This is a genomic window from Lacrimispora sp. (genome assembly GCF_031982545.1).
Classification (GTDB): Bacteria; Bacillota; Clostridia; order Lachnospirales; family Lachnospiraceae; genus Lacrimispora.
Window position 1 is genome coordinate 298690 of sequence record NZ_DALYXB010000007.1, and the last position, 20912, is coordinate 319601.

Genomic DNA, 20912 nt, shown 5'->3' on the forward strand with positions numbered 1-20912 from the left:
ATTAAAAAAGAAGATTTTAACGGACAATGAAATTCCGTTAAGATCTTCTTGCTTTTCTATTAATTCTTAGTTTTTAACAACTGAAGGAAATTATCTGCTAAATGGTTTAACTTGTCCCTGCTTGTTGATGTCCTGGTATATACCCTGATACCAAGTAAAGTACAATGTAGAATTTCTCCCAATGCCTCTGCACTTAAACCGCATGAGAATTCACCACACTCCTGGCCTTTTCTGACCAGATCTCCCATAAGCTTTTCTGATCCGGCGAATACAGCTTCTATCTTCTCCTCTACCTCTTTATCCCTAAGAGCCAGCTCAGTGGCAGCGTTTACGATAAAGCACCCCCATGGTCTCTCATTTGTACCATTAATCATGATATCAAAAATACTTTTAATACCCTCATTTGCAGTATCTGCCTGTGATATCACAGTTTTTAATCTCTCAGAGATACTGACACTATAGTAATCGATAGCCTTTAAATAAAGCGCATGCTTATCCCCGAACGTATCATACAGACTTTTTCGATGAATCCCCATGTACTCTACCAGATCGCTCATAGAAGTTTTTTCATATCCCTGTTTCCAAAACAATTCCATCGCTTTCTGGAGAACAGCTTCTTCTTCAAATTCCTTATTTCGCCCCATCTGATCACCTCCCACTATTTATATGGTACCATTGATTGAACCGGCGGCTTCTTAATCTATTCCTGATAAAATGTAACAGATACTGGCTGTCTTTCTGTAAAACGTTTGTAGCTATACTTTGGATATCCTACCATGACACAACCTGTAATCTGTTTTTCTTCCGGAATATTTAAAAGCTTATGCATGGGGGAACCTTCACTTCGTGCACAAATTTCAAATAATCCAGCCCAACAAGATCCCAGATCCAGAGATGGAGCAAATAATTCAAGATAAGTTAATGAGAAAATGGAGTTTTCTCTACCATGAGAAAAGTTTTTATCCGCTAATGCCAGTACGATACTGGGAGCGCTTCTTAAAATTGTATCTACCTTATTTTCTCTGTATCCCTTTGTAATTCCATTCAATATTTTACCATAGATCTCATGATTTTCAACCCAGTTCACATATTCTTCTACTATCGCTTCAATCTTTTTCTTATCGTCTATAATCATGTAAGAAATTCCTTGTGTATTACTGGCAGTGGGAGCTAAATTAGCTACCTCAACCAGCTGAAGCAGTTTTTCTCTTTCTACTGGTTTATTCTTATAGGAACGCATGGAACGACGTGTCCGGATAAAATTCTTTGCTTCCTGTGGGCTCAATTTTGGCATATCTCCAATTGCACCTTGCTGTGCAAGCGGTGATTTCACGTTGTCCATGGCTTCCTTTGGACAAATGGCAACACAATGACCACAGGCAATGCAGCCTTCTGGGTTCACCTCTGCCGGACCTGATGACTCCATTTTTATAATTGCTTTTGGGCATTCCTCTACACATAACCCGCATTTAATACAGCTTTCTTCATTTACAGTTATTAAACCCATTTTAATCTGCTCCTTATGATATATTTTACGGTTTCAAATTATTGAACGATCGTTCTTAATTCGTCCTAAGTATATCTTTTCTAGAATGATTAGTCAAGTATTATTTTACCCATATACGGTTTTCAACTGCATTCCCATGTCCGAAATAAATCATGAGCCTTCCCATATTGGATATTCTCTCTGCACTCTTTTTCATTTGTTCATAATCTTCATATAATAACGAGATTCCTGGTGTAAAAAAATTCATTAACGCATCACCAGCCAATAGACTTTGGTCTCTCAGCTTAATTCCAATGGACCCCTGAGTATGACCAGGCAATTCGATTATCTCTCCATCGATTCCATATTTCAGCAATTGATCCCCCTCCTTTAGCATAACGTCTGGCTTAAAAGTTTGGATTTTTGCGTATTTTGCACTCATAACTGAGAAAAATCTAATTATATTACCTAAAAATCCATTTGATTTCATTACACGGCACAAATTATTTTGTAACAGCTCTACATCTTTTTCGTGCATGGCGACAGGAACCTGCAGTTGTTTTGCAAGATATGCTGCATTTTGTATATGATCGATGTGACCATGGGTAAGTACAATAAGTGTTATGTTTTTTCCTTTGCACGCATTTAATATTTTTCGTTCATTTCCCTTTAACCCTGTATCTACGAGGATTGATGAATCATTTTCCGATACAAGATAACAATTTGATCCTGCTTTAATTTGTACAATATGATACATATCAGTTTGCTCCCTTCACCCCATCTGCAAAACCAATTATTTTATTATGGTAAGATTAATTATACATGTGATATGATGTTTTTATCAATGATACATTTTAATCAAAAACTGAGAAAGGATATGCATATGCAAAAATATATTGCATTGTTACGTGGTATTAACGTTGGCGGTAAAAATAAAATATCAATGCCAGAATTAAAAAAGATGTTTGAAGATTGTGGATATGGGGATGTTATCACTTATATCAACAGCGGAAATGTGATTTTCTCCTGTGATAACGAAGATAAAGAAGAAATCAAGAAGGTTTGTGAATCTGCAATATCAGATTATTTTAGTTTAAACATCGCTGTTACAATTATATCAGCCAAAGAATTATCCGCTGCCCTGTGCAATGCACCTGCCTGGTGGGATAACGATGAACAATCAAAGCATAATGCAATATTTGTCATACCCCCTGTCACTGCAGCGGAGATTATGGATGAGGTAGGCATTGCCAAAGAGGAATATGAACAGGTGAGTTATTACGGACAGGTAATATTCTGGTCAGCACCCATAAAAACATTTTCTAAAACAAGGTGGTCAAAGATCGTAGGAAAGTCAGCATATAATAGTGTCACAATCAGAAATGCAAACACTGCTAAAAAGCTATTACAGCTTTCGGGTATGTAAATACCTGATGACCATCTCGATTTTCTTTACAAATGAACTTTCTTCTGATAATTGTGATATATTATTAAGTGTTCAAGTTTTTAAACAGTTTGGAGGTGTCAAGTGAAAGATACGTTGGAGGATATTGATCGATTAGAGATCGAGTTTCAATCCTGTCAAAAGGCGCTAATTGCATTTGGTGATGAAATGCGGCAGCATATACTTTGTATTATGTTAAAGAGCGAATGTTCCGGAAGCCGTGTGATAGAAATCGCCCAAAAAACAAATCTGTCCAGACCCGCAGTTTCCCATCATATGCAGATTCTAAAAAATTCAGGTATCGTAAAATCAAGGAAAGAAGGGACCTGTATCTATTACTATCTGGACCCTGATGATAATACACTGGGGAGTCTGATTACTTTATTTTCAGATGTTAGAAAAATTATGGAAGACGTACCGGATCGGAGTGGTGAATTAATATGATTCTTTATTTTACAGGAACAGGAAATAGTTTTTATATAGCAAAGAAATTATCACAAGCATTACAGGATGAATTACTGTGCATAATTGACAGAATTAAGAAAAATGATAATACATCGGTAGAATCACAGAAACCACTTGTGTTTGTCTTACCAACCTATGCGTGGAGAATTCCTAAAGTTGTTGAAGAGTGGATTAACCGAACAGAATTCTCACCAAATACAGATGCTTATTTTGTCATGAATTGTGGCAGCGATATTGGAAATGCGGAAAAGTATCTGATAAGACTATGTCAAACGAAGACGTTATCTTTTAAAGGTGTAAAGGAAATCATAATGCCAGAAAATTACATTGCTCTTTATGATGCACCAGAAGCCCCAGAAGCAAAACGTATCATTCAGCATGCTGAGCCAGCCATTGAGGATTGTGTTGAGGTAATTTTACATAATTCTTTCTTTCAGAAACGAACCCCATCTGCTGCTGACAGGATTAAGAGCTCCTTTACCAATCCTGTGTTTTACCGTTTTGTCGTAAAGGCGGATAAATTTAAAGCAGATGACAAATGTATCGGTTGCGGTAAGTGCAAGACAGTATGCCCTTTGAACAATATTGAATTAAAAGAAAATAAGCCTGTGTGGGGTAAAAATTGCACACACTGCATGGCTTGTATCTGTAAATGTCCTGTTGAAGCAATTGAATATGGTAAAAGCAGTACAGGGAAACCACGTTATCAATGTCCTTTATAAAAACATTGAAATAATAAAAAAAACAGACATTTTCTAAATGAAATACCATGTCAGGTACATTTTCATTATTGAAAACGTCTGTTTTTTTAATTGTGAATCTTTAGCAGCACACAATTTCTTTAATTATCATGTCATCACCCTCTAAAATTTCCATATCACTGCCGCCGCAGTCAGGACAGGATAAATCACTGTAAACGGCATTAAATACCCTGCCGCACCCTTTGCACTTTACAATACCTGGAATGACAATAAGCTCCAGCTCTGTTTGTTCCATAAAGGTCTTATAGGAAGCAGCTGGCCAGCTCTGCTCCAAGTATCTGGGAACAATACCGGAAAGCTCGCCTACCTCAATGACAAGTTTACTGACCTCTGTCACGTTCTGCTCTTTTACGATACGCTCAATGGTATGTACCATAGAGTTTAGTACACCAAGCTCATGCATCTTACCTCTCCTCTTCTATTCAGCTTCTGTTGACAACGCTTTCTTTGAGAGTTGTGGCAGCAATCTTTCCAGTACGTACAATTGCATTTGCTGCGATCTTGACAGGAAGCTTTTCATAGGTATTGGGAACTGTATCATAAGTGCGTTCCAGACTGATTGCATCAAATTTACATTTGGTGGTACATAAGCCGCATCCAATACACTTGTAACTGTCGATTTCTACCGTACCGCATCCAAGGCAGCGTTCCGTCTCTTTCTTTAACTGATCCTCTGTAAAGGTCATTCGTTCATCCTGGAATGTTCCTTTTTTCTCATGAGAATGGCCCGGTCTCTGGCGGGGTGTCATATCAAAATCCTGTATCCCGATTGCAATGTTATTCTTGTCAAATGCGTGATATTCACGGCGGTCACGTCCAAATACAAGAGACTGACCCGGCTGTACATAACGGTGAATGGAAATGGCACCTTCTTTTCCCGATGCAATGGCATGGATTGCGAATTTAGGACCGGTGAAGCAGTCTCCGCCTACAAAAACGTCAGGCTCTGCTGTCTGTAATGTCAGGCTGTCAGCGTATGCGTTACCGCCTCGTCCCAGTTCCACCCTGCTGCCGGAAAGAAGTCCGCCCCATTCTATGGACTGACCGACGGAAAGCAGGACTGAATCAGCTTTTACAATAATCGTATCGTTCTCATCATACTTAGGCGCAAAACGGTGGTCTGCGTCAAAGACACTGGTGCATCGTTTCAATTCCACTCCGGTTACCTTACCATCTTCCATCAAGATACGCTTAGGTCCCCAGCCATTGTGGAAGGATACGCTGTCTTCTTTCGCCTCTTCAATTTCCTCTGGTAATGCCGGCATTTCACCAGGACTTTCCAGACAGTAAAGATGAATCTCATCTGCACCCTGTCTTTTTGCAGTACGGGCCACATCAATGGCCACATTTCCACCACCGATTACAACCACGTTGCCGGATAATTCCGACTTTCTTCCAAGATTCACATTGCGAAGGAAATCAACTCCGGAAATAACACCCTGGGCTTCTTCCCCTTCAATACCAAGACGTCTGCCGCCCTGTGCTCCGATTGCCAGATAAAACGCTTCATATCCTTCTTCACGAAGCTGGTTCAGGGTGATATCTTTTCCAACTTCAATTCCCGTTTTGAAGGAAACTCCCATTTCCCGCAAAACATCAATTTCAGCATTAAGAACCTCTTTTTCCAGACGGAAAGAAGGAATACCAAGGGTTAACATACCGCCCAGTTTTTCTTCCTTTTCAAATACAGTTACTTTGTATCCGTCAATTGCCAGGTAATAAGCACAGGAAAGTCCGGAAGGGCCAGAACCAACCACAGCGATTTTATTGCCCAGATTATAACGCATGGGCGGAATATAGCGAACCGATTCATCCAGTTCTTTATCCGCAATAAATTTTTTAATTTCATCAATGGAAACCGGTTCATCAATGTCTCCGCGGGTACATTCACTTTCGCAGCCATGGGGGCAGATCCGTCCGCAGACAGCAGGAAACGGGTTTTCTTTTTTTATCAGTTCCAATGCTTCCCGGTAACGCCCGGAAGCAGCAAGCTTTATGTATCCCTGTACGGAAATATGGGCCGGACAGGCTGTTTTACATGGAGAGGTACCTTCTTCTGAAACATCTTTCCGGTTCTCCCGATAATCCACATTCCAGTTGCTTTCTTTCCAGATATGGTCGCGGGCGGTAGGCTCTGCCTTTACAGTGACAGGTGTTTTGGAGCAGAGCTTTTGTCCAAGTGTTAACGCATTCACGGGGCAGTTCTCCACACACTGTCCGCAGGCCACACAATTTTCCTTCTTAACCCTGGCGGTAAAATTGGAACGGATGGAATCCGGGGTATTAAAAAGAGTTGCAAGACGCAGGGAAAAGCATGCGCAGCCACAGCAGTTGCAGATTGCCGCTGATTCACCAAGTCCGTCGGTATGGGGCATTTCATGCATCAGGCCGTTATTTTCTGCGAATTTTATAATTTCCTTTGCTTCTTCCCGTGTAATCTGGCGTCCTCTGCCTGTCTTGATATAATATTCAGCACCTTCTCCCATCTGGATGCAGATATCTTTTTCCAGGTGGCCGCAGCCCTCCTCAATCACACGGCGTGACTGGCGGCAGGAGCAGTCAGATACAGAAAATGTATCATACTTATCCAGATAGTAGGAAAGATGCTCCCATGGTTTTGTGCCTTTCATATCCTTGATCGCTTCTTCCACAGGAATTACACGCATCATCGCCATTCCCTGAGGGAATTTGGCAGCCATGGGCGCAAGACGCAACCTGGTGTATTCTTCAAAAGCTTTTCCGATTTCCGGGTGTTCGTTTAACTGTTCCCGGTTATTTACCATCATCTCCAACATGCCGGGAGCAAAGATATTTACGAAATAGCGGTCTTTCTGATCTTCCTTATCTTTCCATACTTTGGCAACACCGGTGTAAGCCAGCTGCTCTAAAAGGGCCTTTGTTTCTTTCTTACTTTTTCCGGAACGTTTTGCTATGTACTCGAAGGTACGAGGCTTGCGCAGTCCAATAATCATGGCAATATCAGCCATGTCATCGGTTACAACACAGTCCAGTGAGTAGTATTCGGGAGAGTTTTCATCGATTTTGTTCATGACTCCTGCAATACCGCCCACCATTTTAGCAAGCTTAACTATTTTCGGTCTTAATTCACTCATAATTCCCTTTCACGCGCTTATATAGCGCTTTCGAAGCTTTTTATCTGTCTTATTTGTTATTCACACCAGGATTTTACCGTATTCTGAAGCCAGTCGGTCCACTCCTTAATTCCTTCCTCTTTCAGCGCGCTGATGGGAATAATAATTGCATTTGGATTACGCAGACGGATATTCTCCTTGCATTTTTCCAGATTAAAATTAAAATACGGCAATACATCCATCTTGTTGATCAGTACCACATCGCAGATGGAAAACATGAGAGGATATTTTAATGGCTTATCATCTCCTTCCGGTACTGAAAGGATCATGGCATTCTTTACTGCGCCGGTATCAAATTCAGCCGGGCATACCAGGTTGCCCACATTCTCTAAAATTACAAGGTCAAGACCGGCGGGATCAAGGCCTTCCAGTCCCTGGCGGGTCATTTGTGCATCCAGATGACACATACCTCCTGTATGAAGCTGAATGGCTTTTGCACCAGTCTGTGATATGGTCCGTGCATCCACATCAGAATCAATATCTGCTTCCATAACACCAATCTTTAAGTGGTCCTTTAATCCATTAATTGTGCGCACCAGAGTGGTTGTCTTACCTGCGCCGGGACTGGACATCAGATTAAGAAGAAATACCTTTTTCTCTTTTAATTCTTCACGAAGCTTTTCAGCCTGTAAGTTGTTATCAGCAAAGACACTTGTTTTTATTTCAAGAACTTTAAAATCCTTCACGTGCCGCGCTCCCTTCTTTTTTATTTTTTCCTCTGCCATCCTTTTAACCAAAAGAGACAAGATGGTTTTTTATAAGTATACTGGTTCAGTCATAATAATATTATTATAAAATATTCTCTACGCACTGGCAATAATGCAAAAAATTACTGTCATTATCACATATAAATTTGTTGAATTTTAGTAAGAATGTATGATAAAATGGTGTCAATCTCTGGTATGACCAGAGCCAGCATAAGGGGGAGAATATGGAATTTCAGAAACTGAGTGCTTTAAGCTTAAAAGAAATGTTTATCCGTCAGATCCGTGACATGATTTTATCGGGGCAAATGCCGGTTGGAAGCCGACTGCCTTCTGAAAGGGAAATTGCAAGGCAGATGCAGGTGAGCCGTGCCGTTGTTAACAGTGGATTTTCCGAACTTGAAAAACAGGGCTTTTTAGAAGTCCTGCCAAGGCAGGGTGTGTTTGTTGCAGATTACGGAAAGAACGGCAACATCAATACATTAAATGCCATTATGGAATATCATGGAGATACCCTTGGGCAGGTTGAAATTCACTCTATTATTGAAGTACGGCGTGCATTGGAACACCTGGCAACTGATTCAATTATTAAAAATTCATCAAATGAGGATATTCTGGGTCTGGAAGGTTTACTGGAAGAGGTTTCAGCTGCAAAAACCATAGATGATACCGTTCTTGCCACCTTTTCTTTTCATCACAAACTTTCCGTTATCAGCGGGAATAGCATTATACCTTTGATCTACATATCTTTTAAACCTGTTGTGACACAGCTTTGGAAACGCTTTTGTCTGAGATACGGGAAAGAGGCGCTCTATGACAGCGTACTTTGTTTATATAAATGTATTAAAGAACGGGATGCGAAAGCCGCAAGGAGGTGCACAGACAAACAGCTGAATGAAGCACTGGAAGGCGGGCATCAGATTTTTTAATCGACTCATTTAAAAGGCAGGACCGTTGCCGGTTGCCTGCCTTAAATTCTTTACTAAAGTGTGTTATTGTTAAAGCTGTCAACAATTACAACGATAATGTTATTGCTAAAGTTATCACTAAAGTTATTGCTTAAGTTGTTATTTAAATTATCGATTATATTATCCTTTAAACTATCGATTATATTATCGTTTAAATTATCGACTATATTATCATTAAAATTATCGAATATATTATCGTTTAAATTATCGACTATATTATCGTTTAAATTATCGTTTAAATTATCGACTATATTATCGTTTAAATTATCATTGAAGTTATCGTTGAAGTTATCCCTAAAGTTATCGTTGAAGTTATCATTAAAGTCATCATCAGATTCTGATGAACACCTGCAACCAGGCCTGCGCCCCCTATCGGAACCATTCCGTGAAGCTTCTCTGAATCGACGTTCACACCACTCACGGTTTTCATCACGATCAGACTCGGAACTACGTCTACAACATGCACATCTACTGTAACACATAAAAATCACTCCTTTCTAAGTAGGATACACTATATTTTATGCAGGAAATAGACAAGTCGTGATAAACGTTCCTTTACCGATATCATTCCCCCATTGTACAGCCGTTTCATCGGCATTTAGCACCTTCATACACTTGTATAAAACGGCTAACATACAATCCAGTCATTCTTTAATAAATATGGTTCTGGAAGCTGCACTTTTACGAAAACGTTCCGTTGGCTTTTTATCAAAATATCCACAGAGAAGAACTCCCGCTAATTTTTCATCAGGTTTCAGTTCAAGACTTTTGCTGATTTGAGGAGCGTACATATAGGATTGTGTTTTCCATACAACACCAATCTCCTTTTCCCAGGCTGCTAATTGAAAATTCTGAATCAATGCACTTACTGATGCAGAAACTTCATCCATAATTTTCTGGTTGCGGTCCAGTTTTCCCACCACTGCAATGGCGACAGGAACCGTACGAAGATACGTTTTAAGATTCTCTCCGTATTCTTTTCTTTCCGGCAAAGAAAGTGCCTGAAGAATCATATCGATTAACTTCTCCATTCCATTTTCTGAAAAAACCATGAACCTCCACGGCTCAGATATTCCATGATATGGCGCCCAGACAGAAGTCTCCAACAGCTCTGTTATGATATCAAGAGATACTTTTTTATCATTGAATTCACGAATGGTACACCGTTTTCGAATTATTTCACTTACAGTCATAAAGCAAAACCTCCTTCAATCAGTTTTTTCCGGCATCCTGTACGGCACACAAAGCAGTATACCATCACGGGGATCCCTTAGAATTTCTGCATCTACGCCAAAGATATCTTTAAGCATTTGTTTGTTCATAATATCTTTTGGCGTCCCAACACACATTGGTGTCCCATGACTGATTGCGATGATATTATGTGCATAGCGGGTCGCCTGATTTAAATCATGAACCACCATTACAATTGTTCTATGCTGCTCCTGGTTTAATTTTTTAAGGAGCTCAAGTACATCCAGCTGATGAGACATATCCAAAAATGTGGTGGGCTCGTCCAGGAATAGTATTTCCGTCTGCTGGGCAAGAGCCATGGCAATCCATACCCGCTGTCTTTGCCCGCCGGAGAGCTCATCAACAAAACGGCTTTCCAGCTCTAAGGTATTGGTGGTTTTCATTGCCCAGGTGATTATTTCCCGATCCTCATCTGTTATATTTTTAAATCCTGTCTTATGGGGAAAACGCCCCAAGTTTACAAGGTCAAACACCGTCAATCCCTCCGGAGCCATAGGGTTTTGCGGCAGGAAGGCTAATTTCTTAGACACTTCCTTAACGGATTGGGTTTGAATTGATTTTCCATCCAAAAGCACCTGCCCGCTTTTGGGGGACAAAAGTCTGGCAATGGTACGCAGGATTGTAGATTTTCCTGACCCATTGGCGCCGACCAGCGCAGTAATCTTTCCCGTGGGGATCTGCACATTGAGGTTTTCGACTACCACTGTTTTATCATAGGAAATGCAGAGCTGCTCCGTCTTAATTCTATATTCGTTCACGCTTTTAACCTCCTGTTTTTATGCAATTACTTAAACTCACTCTCTTTTTGCCGTTCGCAGCAGAAGATAAAGAAAGTAAGGAGCCCCTATTACAGAGACTACAATCCCGGTTGGCATTTCGGAAGGGAGAAACATACTTCTTCCGATGGTATCGGCTATAAGAACCAGCAAGCCGCCCACCAGTGCCGTAACTGGCAGAAGACGCTTGTGAACAGCCCCCACCAGTCTGCGTGATATATGCGTACTGAGCAATCCTACAAAACCTATATTACCGCCTGCTGCCACACAGGATCCGGCAAGAATTACAGAAAAGAGTATTGCAATCCCCTGCCGCTTCCGGACCGAAACCCCAAGACTTGCCGCCATGGAATCCCCCAATGGCAGAACATCAAGCGTGGACGCCTGCAATAAAACAATCATAATAGATACTGTCACAAAGGGCAGCAATGTCACTACATAGGGCCACGTCACTCCCCATAGACTGCCAGCCATCCAATAGGCATAGGTCTGATATTCCTGCGGATTCAGTGACAAAGTAATGATAGTGGTAATGGCCTGAATTCCAAAATTTAAAGCAATACCGGTCAGCAGGAGCCGTGTGGAGGAAAGTCCTTTATTTCCATTTCTGGCAAGAAGATAGATTGTAAGCGCCGCACCGATTGATCCCACCCAGGAGAGAACGGACATTCCGGCTGGTGAGGGAGAATCCTTTGCAAAACCTGCTATATATACAAGAACCACCAGCCCTGCTCCGGCATTGATTCCTAATATACCGGGATCCGCCATGGGATTACGGGTGACACTCTGAAGAATACAGCCTGATACTGCCAGTCCTGCTCCTACCAGAACTGAGATTATGATGCGCGGCATTCTTAATTGAAACACCAGGAAACTCTCCTTTCCTGTCCCCCGATTTAACAGAGCCGGAATTACCCGCTTAAAGGGCAGATGAATCGTCCCTGTCTGTAATCCAAGAATAAACACCACAAGGAACAGCAGAATCAGGATGAGTATAACAACAGCAGCTCTTTTTTTCGCTTTCGCCTCTGCCGGAAAAACATATTTTTTCTCTTGCATATCGTATCCCCTCACCCCTTCTTGCGCGCAAGCAATAGAAAAAACGGTACTCCTATTGCTGCAATAATAGCCGCTGCAGGTATTTCATGGGGCGGGTTGATACTCCTTGCCCCTAAGTCGGAGAGCACCACCAGAAGGGCACCCAGGGTGGCAGAACACGGGATCAACGCCCTATAATCAGTTCCTACAAGCTTTCTTGTAATATGAGGAATAACTATGCCGATAAAGCCTATATTTCCCACCATAGCAACAGATGACCCCGCAAGCAGCGTAACAGTGAGAAAGCAAAGCAGTTTCACGGTTTTTGTATTGATCCCCAGACTTGAAGCAATGTCCTCGCCCATGCTCAGTGCCGTAATTGAGGGGGACAGCATAACAGACATTGCCATTGCCAGCACAAAACAGATGCCCACAATGATCACCTGGTTCCATCTGGCGCCGGCAAGCCCACCGGCATACCAGAATGCCAGATCCTGTCCAATCCCGCTGCGTATAATAAGACCTTCACTGAGCGCGGTAAGAAACGTGGTGATTGCAGAGCCGATAAGAATAATCTGAAGCGAATTTTTTCTTGTCAGCAGAGTGATGCCAATTACCATCGCCATGCCCATGCCGGCTCCAAGAAAGGACATAAATGCTATGCCAGTAAATGGCAGCGACGGCATAAAGACAAAGCAGACAGCGATCATGATACCGGCGCCTGCATTAATTCCAAGAATTCCTGAATCCGCAAGGGGATTTCTGGTAATAGCCTGCATAATTGCACCGCAGACAGCAAAACCTGCACCGATCATTGCGCCCCCAAGAACCCGGGGGAATCGAAGCTCGTGCATAATCTGATGGGATAAATTATTTTTATCAAAAGAAACGATACTGCTCCAAATCGTCTTGCTGTCAATATCTGCCACCCCATATCCTATTGAAAAGATCATAATTCCAAACAGCAGCAGTATGCCGGGAATGATAACCGCAGCAGCAGGCACACGGCCTTTTACATAAGTTGGTGTCTTCTTTTTACTCATCACCATACGGATTACCTTAACATCATATCTTCGATATTATCAAGACGAATATTCAGGGCAATGGGATCAGAGCTTGCAAACCAGATATTCGCGTCCACAATTGCTGTGTTTTCTTTCTTTACTGCCTCCAGGCTTTGCCATACCGCAGATTTATTTAGTTCCGCATATGCCTGCTGGCTTGTTTCATCGGGGCGGACAGCCAGTATTAAGTAATCCATATCAAGCTGCGGCAAAGCCTCCATGGAAATCGTTGCATTCCAGCCGTCTCCAAAATCAACTACACCCTCACTGGCAGATGACCAACTCATATCACGGTAAAGATCTTTAAAATAGACCGAAGCAGGATTGAGAATTTGCAGCTCCTTGCCCTGAACGCGCATATAAGCAACCCTTGCTCCCTGTGGATACTTCTCCTTCATGTCCTGCTGTAGCTTGGAGCTGCGCTCATCATATTCTTTCTGCAGCGCTGAAGCAGTCTCCTGTTTCCCTACCAGCTGGGCTACGGTATGAAAGGTCGCCCAGTCATCGGTCGCTGACTCTAATAAAACTGTGGGAGCAATTGCTGACAGTAATTCATATTGTTCCTTATGAACTGATGCTACGCCAATAATTAAATCAGGCTCCAGTTCCATCAATGCTTCCAGATTAAGTGAATCGGTTTCACCAAGATCAACCGCACCAGCCAGAGTATTTTTAAGATAATCCGGGAATCCGCTCTGAGTTGCAGTGCCCACCGGAATCGTATCCAGCGCAGCCAGATAGCCGGTTATACCAATCAGGGCGGAGGCGATTCGTTTTGGATTGGCTGGTATTTCTACCGGTCCCATAACCGTTTCAACCATAACTTTATCAACTCCGGCTCCTGTAGTTTCGTCTGCTTCCGGTGTCTGTTTGCTGTTCGCGCAGCCGGAAAAGCACGCTACAACAAGAATAAAACAGAGAACCAGGGAAAATATTCGTTTCATATGTATACTCCATTCTATACATTCTATAGTGTTAGTCTTCGCTAACCTTTCGCTATTTTAGCATAGACTAACCGGCTCGTCAATCAATTATTATTTGCTTAGGTTGCTATGCTTTTATAAAGATTCTGGAATCCCACTGCAACATATGGTATTTTCAATAATAAGTAGTGGACTTGCTTTTTAATCACTAAAAAAAGCATTCACAGTCAAGCGTAATACTCATCAGCTATGGTATACTGCAGAAAAAAGGAGGAACTGATAAATGCACGCATGGGAACAAATACAGCAAACAATAGATTATATTGAGGATCACTTGAGTGAAGATATTAATATTGAGACTCTTGCAAGAACGGCTTGCCTGTCTCCTTTCTATTATCAACACTTATTTAGCCGTTTGGTCAGAAAACCGGTCGCCGAGTATATTAAGCTTCGCCGAATGGCAAAAACAGCAGATAGCTTACTCCAATCGGACAAAAAAATCCTGGATATCGCATTAGATCTTGGATTTTCCTCTCATGAACATTTCTCCCGCACATTTAAAAATACCTTTGGTCTAACGCCAGATGAGTACCGAAAAAATCCACAGACTCTCAACCGTATGACAAAACCCGAACTTCTGCTTCACTACACACTGGTTGATGAGGGAGTGCCACTGATTACCGATGGTATCGTTTTGGAAGTAAACAGAAGGGTCATCACGCAACCCATCCGTTATATCGGATTAAAAAAAGATATTCCACTCCATTATATAGACGGTTTGGGAACAGAATCCGGGATCGATCCGCTTGCCGCCCTTTGGCAGGATTTCCATAGACAGAAATCAACAATGCTCCGTCTTTCTGAGTATGATTCAGAAATCGGAGTGGCATACTCCAGCTCAAAGGAAGGATGCTTTAGTTATTTTGCTGGTACGCAATCTGAACCCGGAGACACTCCAGACAGTTTTATATGCTGGGAATTACCCGCCGGAGAATATATTATCTGCTCTTTTGAAGCCGAAAGCTTTGAAGCACTTGTTATGGATGCTCTTTATAAAGCGCAGCATTATGTTTATAACACATGGCTTCCAAAACATAAATTGCAGACCGATGCTTTCTGCGCGGAACGCTATGCAAGCCATTCGCCTGATACGACAAATATGGAGATCTGGCTCAGAAATCTGACCTGAACTGGTTTTAGCAAAACAGGAACAGCATCCCCTTAAAATATCTGATATAATGCAATTACCGTACGGAGGAAAGGCAAGGAGATTATTTGGAATATTGTAAGACAATCGAACAAAGCATTCACTTTATTGAAAGAAATATAAAAGAAGAATTGACTGCGGAACAAATATCACAGCAGGCGGGATATTCCGTATTTCATTTTTGCAGAATATTTGCTGTCAGTCAAGGGATTCCACTTATGGAATTCGTCCGTAAAAAGCGATTATTGCTTTCTCGTGCAGACCTGCTTATTAGTAAAAGGATTATAGAAGTTGCACTTGATTACGGATTTGAAACTGCAAGCGGATATTCAAAAGCGTTTCGTAAAGAATTCGGTTATAGCCCTACTACCTATATTTCCAGAATGAGTGGCTGTGATGTGAATGAAATTATAACAAATATAGGGGGTATTATTATGAATCCTGTTATCACAAGAAAACCAGCTTTTCTAGTGGCTGGCTATGGAATTAATACGAGTATTGCAGAAAATTATACAAAGGAAATCGCAGCCTATTGGGATACCTATAATGGAGAAAATCTGGAAAGTAAAATGTATAAACAATTAAATCCGCCCAAACATGGGGAAGTTGGAATCTGCGTGCCTAATGTAGAAAATGGCAGCGCTGTTTATTTATTGGGTGTTATTGTTGATGACTTTGAAAAGGTAACTCCGGATATGATGACCATTACTGTACCGGAAGCAGAATATGCTGTTTTTACAACACCGCCTGTTAAAGAAATTCCTGCAGACCAGACAGACGGTATTGACCCGTTTTCAACTGCTATAAAACAGACATGGAACTACATTTTCAATGAATGGTTTCCTTCCAGCCATTATGAATTCGATGAAACAAAGATGGATTATGAATTTTATGATGAGCGCTGTCACAAAACAGAAGATGCGGTAATGGAAATTTATGTACCTGTCATTCGTAAATCCATCTGACAGATCAAGTCTCATTATCAATAATACTGTTGAGTATTAACAAAACGTGGGCTGCCTGTTGTTTAAGGCTGCCCACGTTTTATTATAGCATTTGATTTTTCAGCCTGTTTCTTAAATCAAAGATTTTATTCTCGATTATCCCAATGGTTTTCTCAAAAGCAGCATCGTCTTTCCCTGAAGGATCATCTAATCCCCAGTCCTCTCTCATTTTACAGGGAATAACCGGGCACTTCACATTACACCCCATGGTAATTACTACATCAGGACCTGGTATATCTTCCAACAACTTACTTTTCTGTGATGCCTCCATATCAATTCCATATATCTTTTTCATTAACCGGACTGCATCCTGATTGATCTGATCCTTACATTCGGTTCCTGCAGAATAACTTTCAAACACATCACTGGCAAGATGCTTTCCTAACGCTTCCGCTATCTGGCTTCGACAGGAGTTGTGTACACAAACAAAGGCAACTTTCGGTTTATTATCTTTATTCATATCACTTTCACCTCTTTTATCTATAGCAAATATAAACTCTCATTTTTTATTTCATCCGGTCTCCAGCTGATCACTGCAAAATTTCCATTGGCATGGGCATCCACTTTATTAATCCATTGAATTTCATTACTGGCTTTTGCTGACAGTAAATGATTCGTAGTACCGGTACGGTAAAGAGAGGAATTAATAACCCACCACTTTGCGGCAATGCCTGCACGCTTTAAATCCGCCTCCAGACGTAGTGCTTCATATACCGGGGTAGTTTCTGGGAGAGTGACGATAATAACTTCTGTCTCATTTTTATTTCTTAATCTTGGAAGCAGTTTTTTGGCTGAATCAGGAACATCACCCTGGGAGCGTTTTATCTCCTGATTATAGCTCTGAGTCGAATCCAGAAGTAATAAGGTATGTCCAGTGGGGGCCGTATCAATCACTACAATCTGATCTTCCGCTCTTTCAACGATATCTGCAAATGCCCTGAATACAGCTATTTCCTGGGTACAGGGGGATCTTAAATCTTCCTCTATATATGCAAGATCCTCTTCTGACATCGTCTCCCTGGCTTTATTAAGTACTTCCTGCTGATACTTCTTTAACTCCTCTTTCTCATCGATATGGCTCATTGTGATTTTATCCGTTTCGCTCATAACGAACTTAAGATGAGCAGCCGGATCGGTAGTCGTCAGATGTACTTTTTTTCCTCTGGATGCCAGACCAAGTGCAACAGATGCAGCTATCGTTGTTTTCCCCACACCCCCTTTTCCCATGGTAAATATGACTTTTTTGCCAGATTGGTATAGGTCATCTATTACATCTTTCAACCCTGGTATGATATCCGCATTAACTTTATCCTCACTGACTGTATCACTGTCATTTTCCAGTAAAGCTCTTACGTTTTTCAATCCGGTTATGGGATAGGATCTGAGAGGTATGAAACTGCATTTCAGATTCATAAGTTCTTCTGGCATACCGGAAAGCGCTGCCTGCTGCTTTTTATATAAGCTCTCTGAAATAGTATCATCGTATCCCATCAATAATCCGTTCATGATCATGATCTGGTTATTTACTCCAATATCTTTGAGTTCATAAGAGGCTCTTGCAGCTTCTTTTAACGGAGTCACCTCAGGTCTTGAAACCAGAATTAAGGTTGTAAGAGTTCCATCTGATAGTGTTTTCACAGCTTTTTTATAGATTTCCCTTTTGCTCTCCAGACCGGACAGCTGCCCTAAACAGGAAGCGCCGTGGGTATTTTCGCTGATAAAGCTGCTCCAGGCTGATGGGAGCTGGAGCATTCTTAATGTGTGTCCCGTAGGTGCGGTATCAAAAATAATAGTATCACAATCAGCCTGCATTTGCTCATCTGTAATAAACTTTGAAAATTCATTAAAAGCTGCAATTTCAACTGTGCAGGAACCAGACATCTGTTCCTCCATATTTTTCAGAACAGCGTCCGGCAGCTGTCCCCGATAAGGGGCAATTACACTTTCCCGATACTCTGCAGCCGCTTCTATGGGATCTAAGTTGGCTACCAAAAGACCAGGCACGCCAGGGATTGAGACGCCTTTATTGTTCAATTCTGTTTCAAATACATCCTGGAGATTAGAGGCCGGGTCCGTGCTGATCAGCATCACCCTTTTACCTGAATCAGCAAGGGATACCGCTGTGGCACAGGCTGTTGAAGTTTTTCCCACTCCGCCTTTTCCGGTAAAGAAAAGATATTTTGTAAATACTTCTTTTTCTATATTAAAAGTCTCCATTAACAACAGCAACCCCCTCCAGAGCAGCCACAGCCTTTTGATTTCTCAGTCTCTGCGTCACCTGCAATTTTGCCAATAAAATGTTCCGGTACATCAAGCAATTTTATAAATTCCTCATTTGATGGATATCTTCCGGTTATAGCGATTTCTCCATCTACAACAATAACCGGCAAGCCCTCCACCCCTTTTTCTCTTACAAAATCATTTACTGTTTTGTTTGTTACAAATTCCTGAGGTGCATTTGTAAGATTAAAACGGCCCACCTGTACTCCGTTATTCTTTAACGTATTCAGTACCGTGGAAATCCTTAATAATTCCGGATCAACGGAAACTCCGCAAAGTCCTGTTGAGCAGCACATAGCTGGTTCATATATCTGCATTTTTTTCATATTCTAATACTTCCTTTTCTGATATTATTTTGTTTCAAACCAATGAGTTGTCTTATTTGCTATCTTAACAAGTAGGAGCATAATCGGTACCTCGGTCAAAACACCGACTACAGTGGCAAGTGCTGCCGGAGAATCCATACCGAACAACGCTATGGCAACTGCAACCGCAAGCTCGAAGAAATTGGAAGCGCCAATCATGCCCGCCGGAGCTGCTATATTATGAGGAAGCTTAAGCACTTTCGCTGCAAGATACGCAAGGAAAAAAATCAAAAATGTCTGTATGGTCAGCGGCACTGCTATGAGTAATATGTGCAGAGGATTATTTAAAATAACATCGCCCTGGAAGGAGAATAAAAGTACAAGCATCAGTAGCAATCCGACAATTGTAGCATGATCAAACTTAGGTAAAAACTGATTTTCAAAATATTCTCTTCCTTTTTTCTTACTGACATACATTCTTGTTAAGACACCTGCCGTTAAAGGTACCACAACAAATAAGACAACTGATAAAATCAGAGTATCCCAGGGAACAGTTACTTTACTCACTCCAAGCAAAAATTTGACAATGGGTACAAAGGCAATCAGAATAATCAAGTCATTGGTTGCAACCTGCACGACGGTGTAGGCCGGATTGCCTTTGGTCAGCTGGCTCCATACAAAAACCATGGCAGTACAAGGTGCTGCCCCTAATAAAACGGCACCGGCTAAATATTCTTTTCCCAGATCTGCAGGAATTAATCCCTTAAATACAACGTGGAAAAAGAAAGAAGCTATTGCAAACATCGTGAAAGGTTTTATTAACCAATTGGTAACCCACGTTACATATAATCCTTCTGGGTTTTTTCCAACATGCTTCACGCTTTCAAAATCCACCTTCATCATCATTGGGTAAATCATAATCCAGATTAATATAGCTGTAGGGATCGATACATTTGCATATTCAAACTGACTGAAAAAACCAGGTACCACCGGAAGAAATTTTCCGATTAATACTCCTGCAACCATACATAGAGCTACCCATATGGTTAAATATTTTTGAAAAAAACCAATCTCTGCTGATTTCTCTTTCTTCATTCTTCCTCTCCCTCCTGAGTTGTTTTTGAATTGGCGCAGACATCAACGGTTTTGTACTTCTCACATTGTCTGTGGTCGGACTCATAGGTTGGTAATTCAACGATCTGTTTCTGCAGATACTCCCACAGTTCTTTATGCTCCTCTTTAAAACTGTCGCTGATTCCAAAATATGCCCATTGCGCCTTCTTATAACCGTATAAAATCCCACAGTTTTTCAGTACCGTTAAATGTCTGGACGCGTTTGACTGTGTCATATTCAGACAAATTTCTATCTCACAGACACACATTTCCCGTTCCATCAGCAGAGTCAGGATTCGCAGCCTGCTTTCCTCAGACAGTGCTTTAAAAATATCTGTCAAAAATATCACTCCTTTCTTTGTTAATATCTATATGAGCATATATGCATATACTATGCAGTATGAACTTGTGTGTTACAAAAAAACATCAGTCCATCTAATCATTTGTCGCATCGCCCGTCTGATTTCTTGTATTTACAGATACAGTCTTCCTTTTCTGTAGTAATATTGGTCCAGTAATTTTTAATCAGCTCAATCAACTGGGTATTATTGCTGTAATGCATCCAGGATCCTTCTTTACAGCTTATCACAAGCCCGCATTCTGTAAGTATCTTCATGTGATAAGATAATGTGGGCTGTGTAATCTCAAAAGATTCCAGAATATTACATGCACAAAGTTCACCACAGGATAACATTTCGATAATTTTTAGCCTTGTTGTATCACCTAATGCTTTAAATACTGACGCATAATCTGCATGCTGATCCATTGTCTTCTCCTTTTTATATTCTTAGAGTTTACGATATAGACATTTATCTATATCTCAATTATAGAAACATATTGATATTTGTCAATATGTTTCTATGTAATTTCTATGTAATATTAATTATGTACAAAAAACGCAGGCAGCTTCGTTCCATTGATGTGACCCCTAAAAGTTAGACTTTATGGCGGAGTGGATTTTTCCACTTCGC

General features: G+C 41.1%; 24 protein-coding genes. 6 read left to right on the top strand and 18 right to left on the bottom strand.

The features are described from left to right. Positions 1 to 59: 59 nt before the first annotated feature. From ABS301_RS14040 to ABS301_RS14050, 3 genes are all read right to left on the bottom strand, one after another. Positions 60 to 644, bottom strand: a complete 585-nt coding sequence (locus ABS301_RS14040; protein ID WP_349672802.1) for a TetR/AcrR family transcriptional regulator — start codon at positions 642 to 644, stop codon at positions 60 to 62. A 56-nt stretch (positions 645 to 700) separates the two neighbouring features. Next, positions 701 to 1507 (bottom strand): nitroreductase family protein, encoded by an 807-nt coding sequence (locus tag ABS301_RS14045; protein ID WP_349672803.1) that lies wholly within the window; start codon positions 1505 to 1507, stop codon positions 701 to 703. 100 nt (positions 1508 to 1607) lie between these two features. Then, positions 1608 to 2243, bottom strand: coding sequence for an MBL fold metallo-hydrolase (locus tag ABS301_RS14050; RefSeq protein ID WP_349672804.1), 636 nt, complete (start codon positions 2241 to 2243; stop codon positions 1608 to 1610). A gap of 126 nt (positions 2244 to 2369) precedes the next feature. On the opposite strand from ABS301_RS14050, the gene ABS301_RS14055 reads away from it, so the two are divergent. From ABS301_RS14055 to ABS301_RS14065, 3 genes are all read left to right on the top strand, one after another. Continuing rightward, a complete protein-coding gene (locus ABS301_RS14055) occupies positions 2370 to 2912 on the top strand; it encodes a DUF1697 domain-containing protein (RefSeq protein ID WP_349672805.1) in 543 nt (180 codons plus the stop codon). A gap of 102 nt (positions 2913 to 3014) precedes the next feature. Further along, positions 3015 to 3374 (top strand): ArsR/SmtB family transcription factor, encoded by a 360-nt coding sequence (locus ABS301_RS14060; protein WP_349672806.1) that lies wholly within the window; start codon positions 3015 to 3017, stop codon positions 3372 to 3374. Next, positions 3371 to 4117 carry an EFR1 family ferrodoxin gene (locus ABS301_RS14065; RefSeq protein WP_349672807.1) on the top strand — a complete coding sequence of 249 codons (747 nt, stop codon included), beginning with the start codon at positions 3371 to 3373 and terminating at the stop codon, positions 4115 to 4117. The genes ABS301_RS14060 and ABS301_RS14065 overlap by 4 nt, the downstream gene beginning before the upstream one ends. 100 nt (positions 4118 to 4217) lie before the next feature. Here ABS301_RS14065 and ABS301_RS14070 read toward each other — a convergent pair whose 3' ends face one another. Genes ABS301_RS14070 through hypB form a run of 3 tightly spaced genes read right to left on the bottom strand, consistent with a single transcriptional unit; the run spans position 4218 to position 7994 of the window. Then, a complete protein-coding gene (locus tag ABS301_RS14070; protein ID WP_349672808.1) occupies positions 4218 to 4559 on the bottom strand; it encodes a hydrogenase maturation nickel metallochaperone HypA in 342 nt (113 codons plus the stop codon). Between the two features lie 19 nt (positions 4560 to 4578). Next, complete coding sequence (locus tag ABS301_RS14075; protein ID WP_349672809.1) at positions 4579 to 7269, bottom strand: FAD-dependent oxidoreductase; 2691 nt, start codon at positions 7267 to 7269, stop codon at positions 4579 to 4581. Positions 7270 to 7325: 56 nt separating this feature from the next. Beyond that, complete coding sequence (hypB, locus tag ABS301_RS14080; RefSeq protein WP_349672810.1) at positions 7326 to 7994, bottom strand: hydrogenase nickel incorporation protein HypB; 669 nt, start codon at positions 7992 to 7994, stop codon at positions 7326 to 7328. 245 nt (positions 7995 to 8239) lie between these two features. Here hypB and ABS301_RS14085 point away from each other — a divergent pair, with 245 nt between their 5' ends. Further along, entirely contained in the window at positions 8240 to 8941 is a 702-nt protein-coding gene (locus ABS301_RS14085; RefSeq protein ID WP_349672811.1) for a FadR/GntR family transcriptional regulator, read from the top strand. 53 nt (positions 8942 to 8994) lie between these two features. Here ABS301_RS14085 and ABS301_RS14090 read toward each other — a convergent pair whose 3' ends face one another. The 6 genes from ABS301_RS14090 to ABS301_RS14115 all read right to left on the bottom strand — a co-directional run bounded on the left by ABS301_RS14090 (position 8995) and on the right by ABS301_RS14115 (position 14053). Then, positions 8995 to 9462 (bottom strand): hypothetical protein, encoded by a 468-nt coding sequence (locus ABS301_RS14090; protein WP_349672812.1) that lies wholly within the window; start codon positions 9460 to 9462, stop codon positions 8995 to 8997. A 162-nt stretch (positions 9463 to 9624) separates the two neighbouring features. After that, positions 9625 to 10173 (bottom strand): nitroreductase family protein, encoded by a 549-nt coding sequence (locus ABS301_RS14095; RefSeq protein ID WP_349672813.1) that lies wholly within the window; start codon positions 10171 to 10173, stop codon positions 9625 to 9627. 15 nt (positions 10174 to 10188) lie between these two features. After that, on the bottom strand, positions 10189 to 10989 hold the full coding sequence (locus tag ABS301_RS14100) for an ABC transporter ATP-binding protein (RefSeq protein ID WP_349672814.1): 801 nt from the start codon (positions 10987 to 10989) through the stop codon (positions 10189 to 10191). A gap of 36 nt (positions 10990 to 11025) precedes the next feature. Then, on the bottom strand, positions 11026 to 12066 hold the full coding sequence (locus tag ABS301_RS14105) for a FecCD family ABC transporter permease (protein ID WP_349672815.1): 1041 nt from the start codon (positions 12064 to 12066) through the stop codon (positions 11026 to 11028). 11 nt (positions 12067 to 12077) lie between these two features. Continuing rightward, a complete protein-coding gene (locus tag ABS301_RS14110) occupies positions 12078 to 13094 on the bottom strand; it encodes a FecCD family ABC transporter permease (RefSeq protein ID WP_349672816.1) in 1017 nt (338 codons plus the stop codon). Between the two features lie 5 nt (positions 13095 to 13099). Then, on the bottom strand, positions 13100 to 14053 hold the full coding sequence (locus ABS301_RS14115) for an ABC transporter substrate-binding protein (protein ID WP_349672817.1): 954 nt from the start codon (positions 14051 to 14053) through the stop codon (positions 13100 to 13102). A 262-nt stretch (positions 14054 to 14315) separates the two neighbouring features. Between ABS301_RS14115 and ABS301_RS14120 the strand changes: the two genes are divergently transcribed. Together ABS301_RS14120 and ABS301_RS14125 are read left to right on the top strand one after the other, a co-directional pair. Beyond that, entirely contained in the window at positions 14316 to 15221 is a 906-nt protein-coding gene (locus tag ABS301_RS14120) for an AraC family transcriptional regulator (protein ID WP_349672818.1), read from the top strand. Between the two features lie 86 nt (positions 15222 to 15307). Then, positions 15308 to 16204 carry an AraC family transcriptional regulator gene (locus tag ABS301_RS14125; RefSeq protein ID WP_349672819.1) on the top strand — a complete coding sequence of 299 codons (897 nt, stop codon included), beginning with the start codon at positions 15308 to 15310 and terminating at the stop codon, positions 16202 to 16204. An 82-nt stretch (positions 16205 to 16286) separates the two neighbouring features. Here the strand turns inward: ABS301_RS14125 and ABS301_RS14130 are convergent, their stop codons facing one another. The 6 genes from ABS301_RS14130 to ABS301_RS14155 all read right to left on the bottom strand — a co-directional run bounded on the left by ABS301_RS14130 (position 16287) and on the right by ABS301_RS14155 (position 20707). Continuing rightward, complete coding sequence (locus tag ABS301_RS14130; protein WP_349672820.1) at positions 16287 to 16703, bottom strand: arsenate reductase ArsC; 417 nt, start codon at positions 16701 to 16703, stop codon at positions 16287 to 16289. Between the two features lie 20 nt (positions 16704 to 16723). Then, entirely contained in the window at positions 16724 to 18460 is a 1737-nt protein-coding gene (gene arsA / locus ABS301_RS14135; RefSeq protein ID WP_349672821.1) for an arsenical pump-driving ATPase, read from the bottom strand. Then, a complete protein-coding gene (gene arsD / locus ABS301_RS14140) occupies positions 18460 to 18849 on the bottom strand; it encodes an arsenite efflux transporter metallochaperone ArsD (RefSeq protein WP_349672822.1) in 390 nt (129 codons plus the stop codon). Before arsD ends, arsA begins: the two co-directional genes overlap by 1 nt. Positions 18850 to 18873: 24 nt before the next feature. Beyond that, a complete protein-coding gene (arsB, locus tag ABS301_RS14145) occupies positions 18874 to 19923 on the bottom strand; it encodes an ACR3 family arsenite efflux transporter (RefSeq protein ID WP_349672823.1) in 1050 nt (349 codons plus the stop codon). Beyond that, positions 19920 to 20282 (bottom strand): ArsR/SmtB family transcription factor, encoded by a 363-nt coding sequence (locus ABS301_RS14150; RefSeq protein ID WP_349672824.1) that lies wholly within the window; start codon positions 20280 to 20282, stop codon positions 19920 to 19922. Before ABS301_RS14150 ends, arsB begins: the two co-directional genes overlap by 4 nt. A gap of 98 nt (positions 20283 to 20380) precedes the next feature. Continuing rightward, entirely contained in the window at positions 20381 to 20707 is a 327-nt protein-coding gene (locus ABS301_RS14155; protein ID WP_349672825.1) for an ArsR/SmtB family transcription factor, read from the bottom strand. Positions 20708 to 20912: the final 205 nt, after the last annotated feature.

What these genes read in the sequence shown, in the direction of transcription:
- ABS301_RS14040 (WP_349672802.1), bottom strand. Translation starts at nt 644, where the DNA reads ATGGGGCGAAATAAGGAATTTGAAGAAGAAGCTGTTCTCCAGAAAGCG.
- ABS301_RS14045 (WP_349672803.1), bottom strand. Translation starts at nt 1,507, where the DNA reads ATGGGTTTAATAACTGTAAATGAAGAAAGCTGTATTAAATGCGGGTTA.
- ABS301_RS14050 (WP_349672804.1), bottom strand. Translation starts at nt 2,243, where the DNA reads ATGTATCATATTGTACAAATTAAAGCAGGATCAAATTGTTATCTTGTA.
- ABS301_RS14055 (WP_349672805.1), top strand. Translation starts at nt 2,370, where the DNA reads ATGCAAAAATATATTGCATTGTTACGTGGTATTAACGTTGGCGGTAAA.
- ABS301_RS14065 (WP_349672807.1), top strand. Translation starts at nt 3,371, where the DNA reads ATGATTCTTTATTTTACAGGAACAGGAAATAGTTTTTATATAGCAAAG.
- ABS301_RS14070 (WP_349672808.1), bottom strand. Translation starts at nt 4,559, where the DNA reads ATGCATGAGCTTGGTGTACTAAACTCTATGGTACATACCATTGAGCGT.
- ABS301_RS14075 (WP_349672809.1), bottom strand. Translation starts at nt 7,269, where the DNA reads ATGAGTGAATTAAGACCGAAAATAGTTAAGCTTGCTAAAATGGTGGGC.
- ABS301_RS14085 (WP_349672811.1), top strand. Translation starts at nt 8,240, where the DNA reads ATGGAATTTCAGAAACTGAGTGCTTTAAGCTTAAAAGAAATGTTTATC.
- ABS301_RS14090 (WP_349672812.1), bottom strand. Translation starts at nt 9,462, where the DNA reads ATGTGTTACAGTAGATGTGCATGTTGTAGACGTAGTTCCGAGTCTGAT.
- ABS301_RS14095 (WP_349672813.1), bottom strand. Translation starts at nt 10,173, where the DNA reads ATGACTGTAAGTGAAATAATTCGAAAACGGTGTACCATTCGTGAATTC.
- ABS301_RS14105 (WP_349672815.1), bottom strand. Translation starts at nt 12,066, where the DNA reads ATGCAAGAGAAAAAATATGTTTTTCCGGCAGAGGCGAAAGCGAAAAAA.
- ABS301_RS14110 (WP_349672816.1), bottom strand. Translation starts at nt 13,094, where the DNA reads ATGGTGATGAGTAAAAAGAAGACACCAACTTATGTAAAAGGCCGTGTG.
- ABS301_RS14115 (WP_349672817.1), bottom strand. Translation starts at nt 14,053, where the DNA reads ATGAAACGAATATTTTCCCTGGTTCTCTGTTTTATTCTTGTTGTAGCG.
- ABS301_RS14120 (WP_349672818.1), top strand. Translation starts at nt 14,316, where the DNA reads ATGCACGCATGGGAACAAATACAGCAAACAATAGATTATATTGAGGAT.
- ABS301_RS14130 (WP_349672820.1), bottom strand. Translation starts at nt 16,703, where the DNA reads ATGAATAAAGATAATAAACCGAAAGTTGCCTTTGTTTGTGTACACAAC.
- arsA (WP_349672821.1), bottom strand. Translation starts at nt 18,460, where the DNA reads ATGGAGACTTTTAATATAGAAAAAGAAGTATTTACAAAATATCTTTTC.
- arsD (WP_349672822.1), bottom strand. Translation starts at nt 18,849, where the DNA reads ATGAAAAAAATGCAGATATATGAACCAGCTATGTGCTGCTCAACAGGA.
- arsB (WP_349672823.1), bottom strand. Translation starts at nt 19,923, where the DNA reads ATGAAGAAAGAGAAATCAGCAGAGATTGGTTTTTTTCAAAAATATTTA.
- ABS301_RS14155 (WP_349672825.1), bottom strand. Translation starts at nt 20,707, where the DNA reads ATGGATCAGCATGCAGATTATGCGTCAGTATTTAAAGCATTAGGTGAT.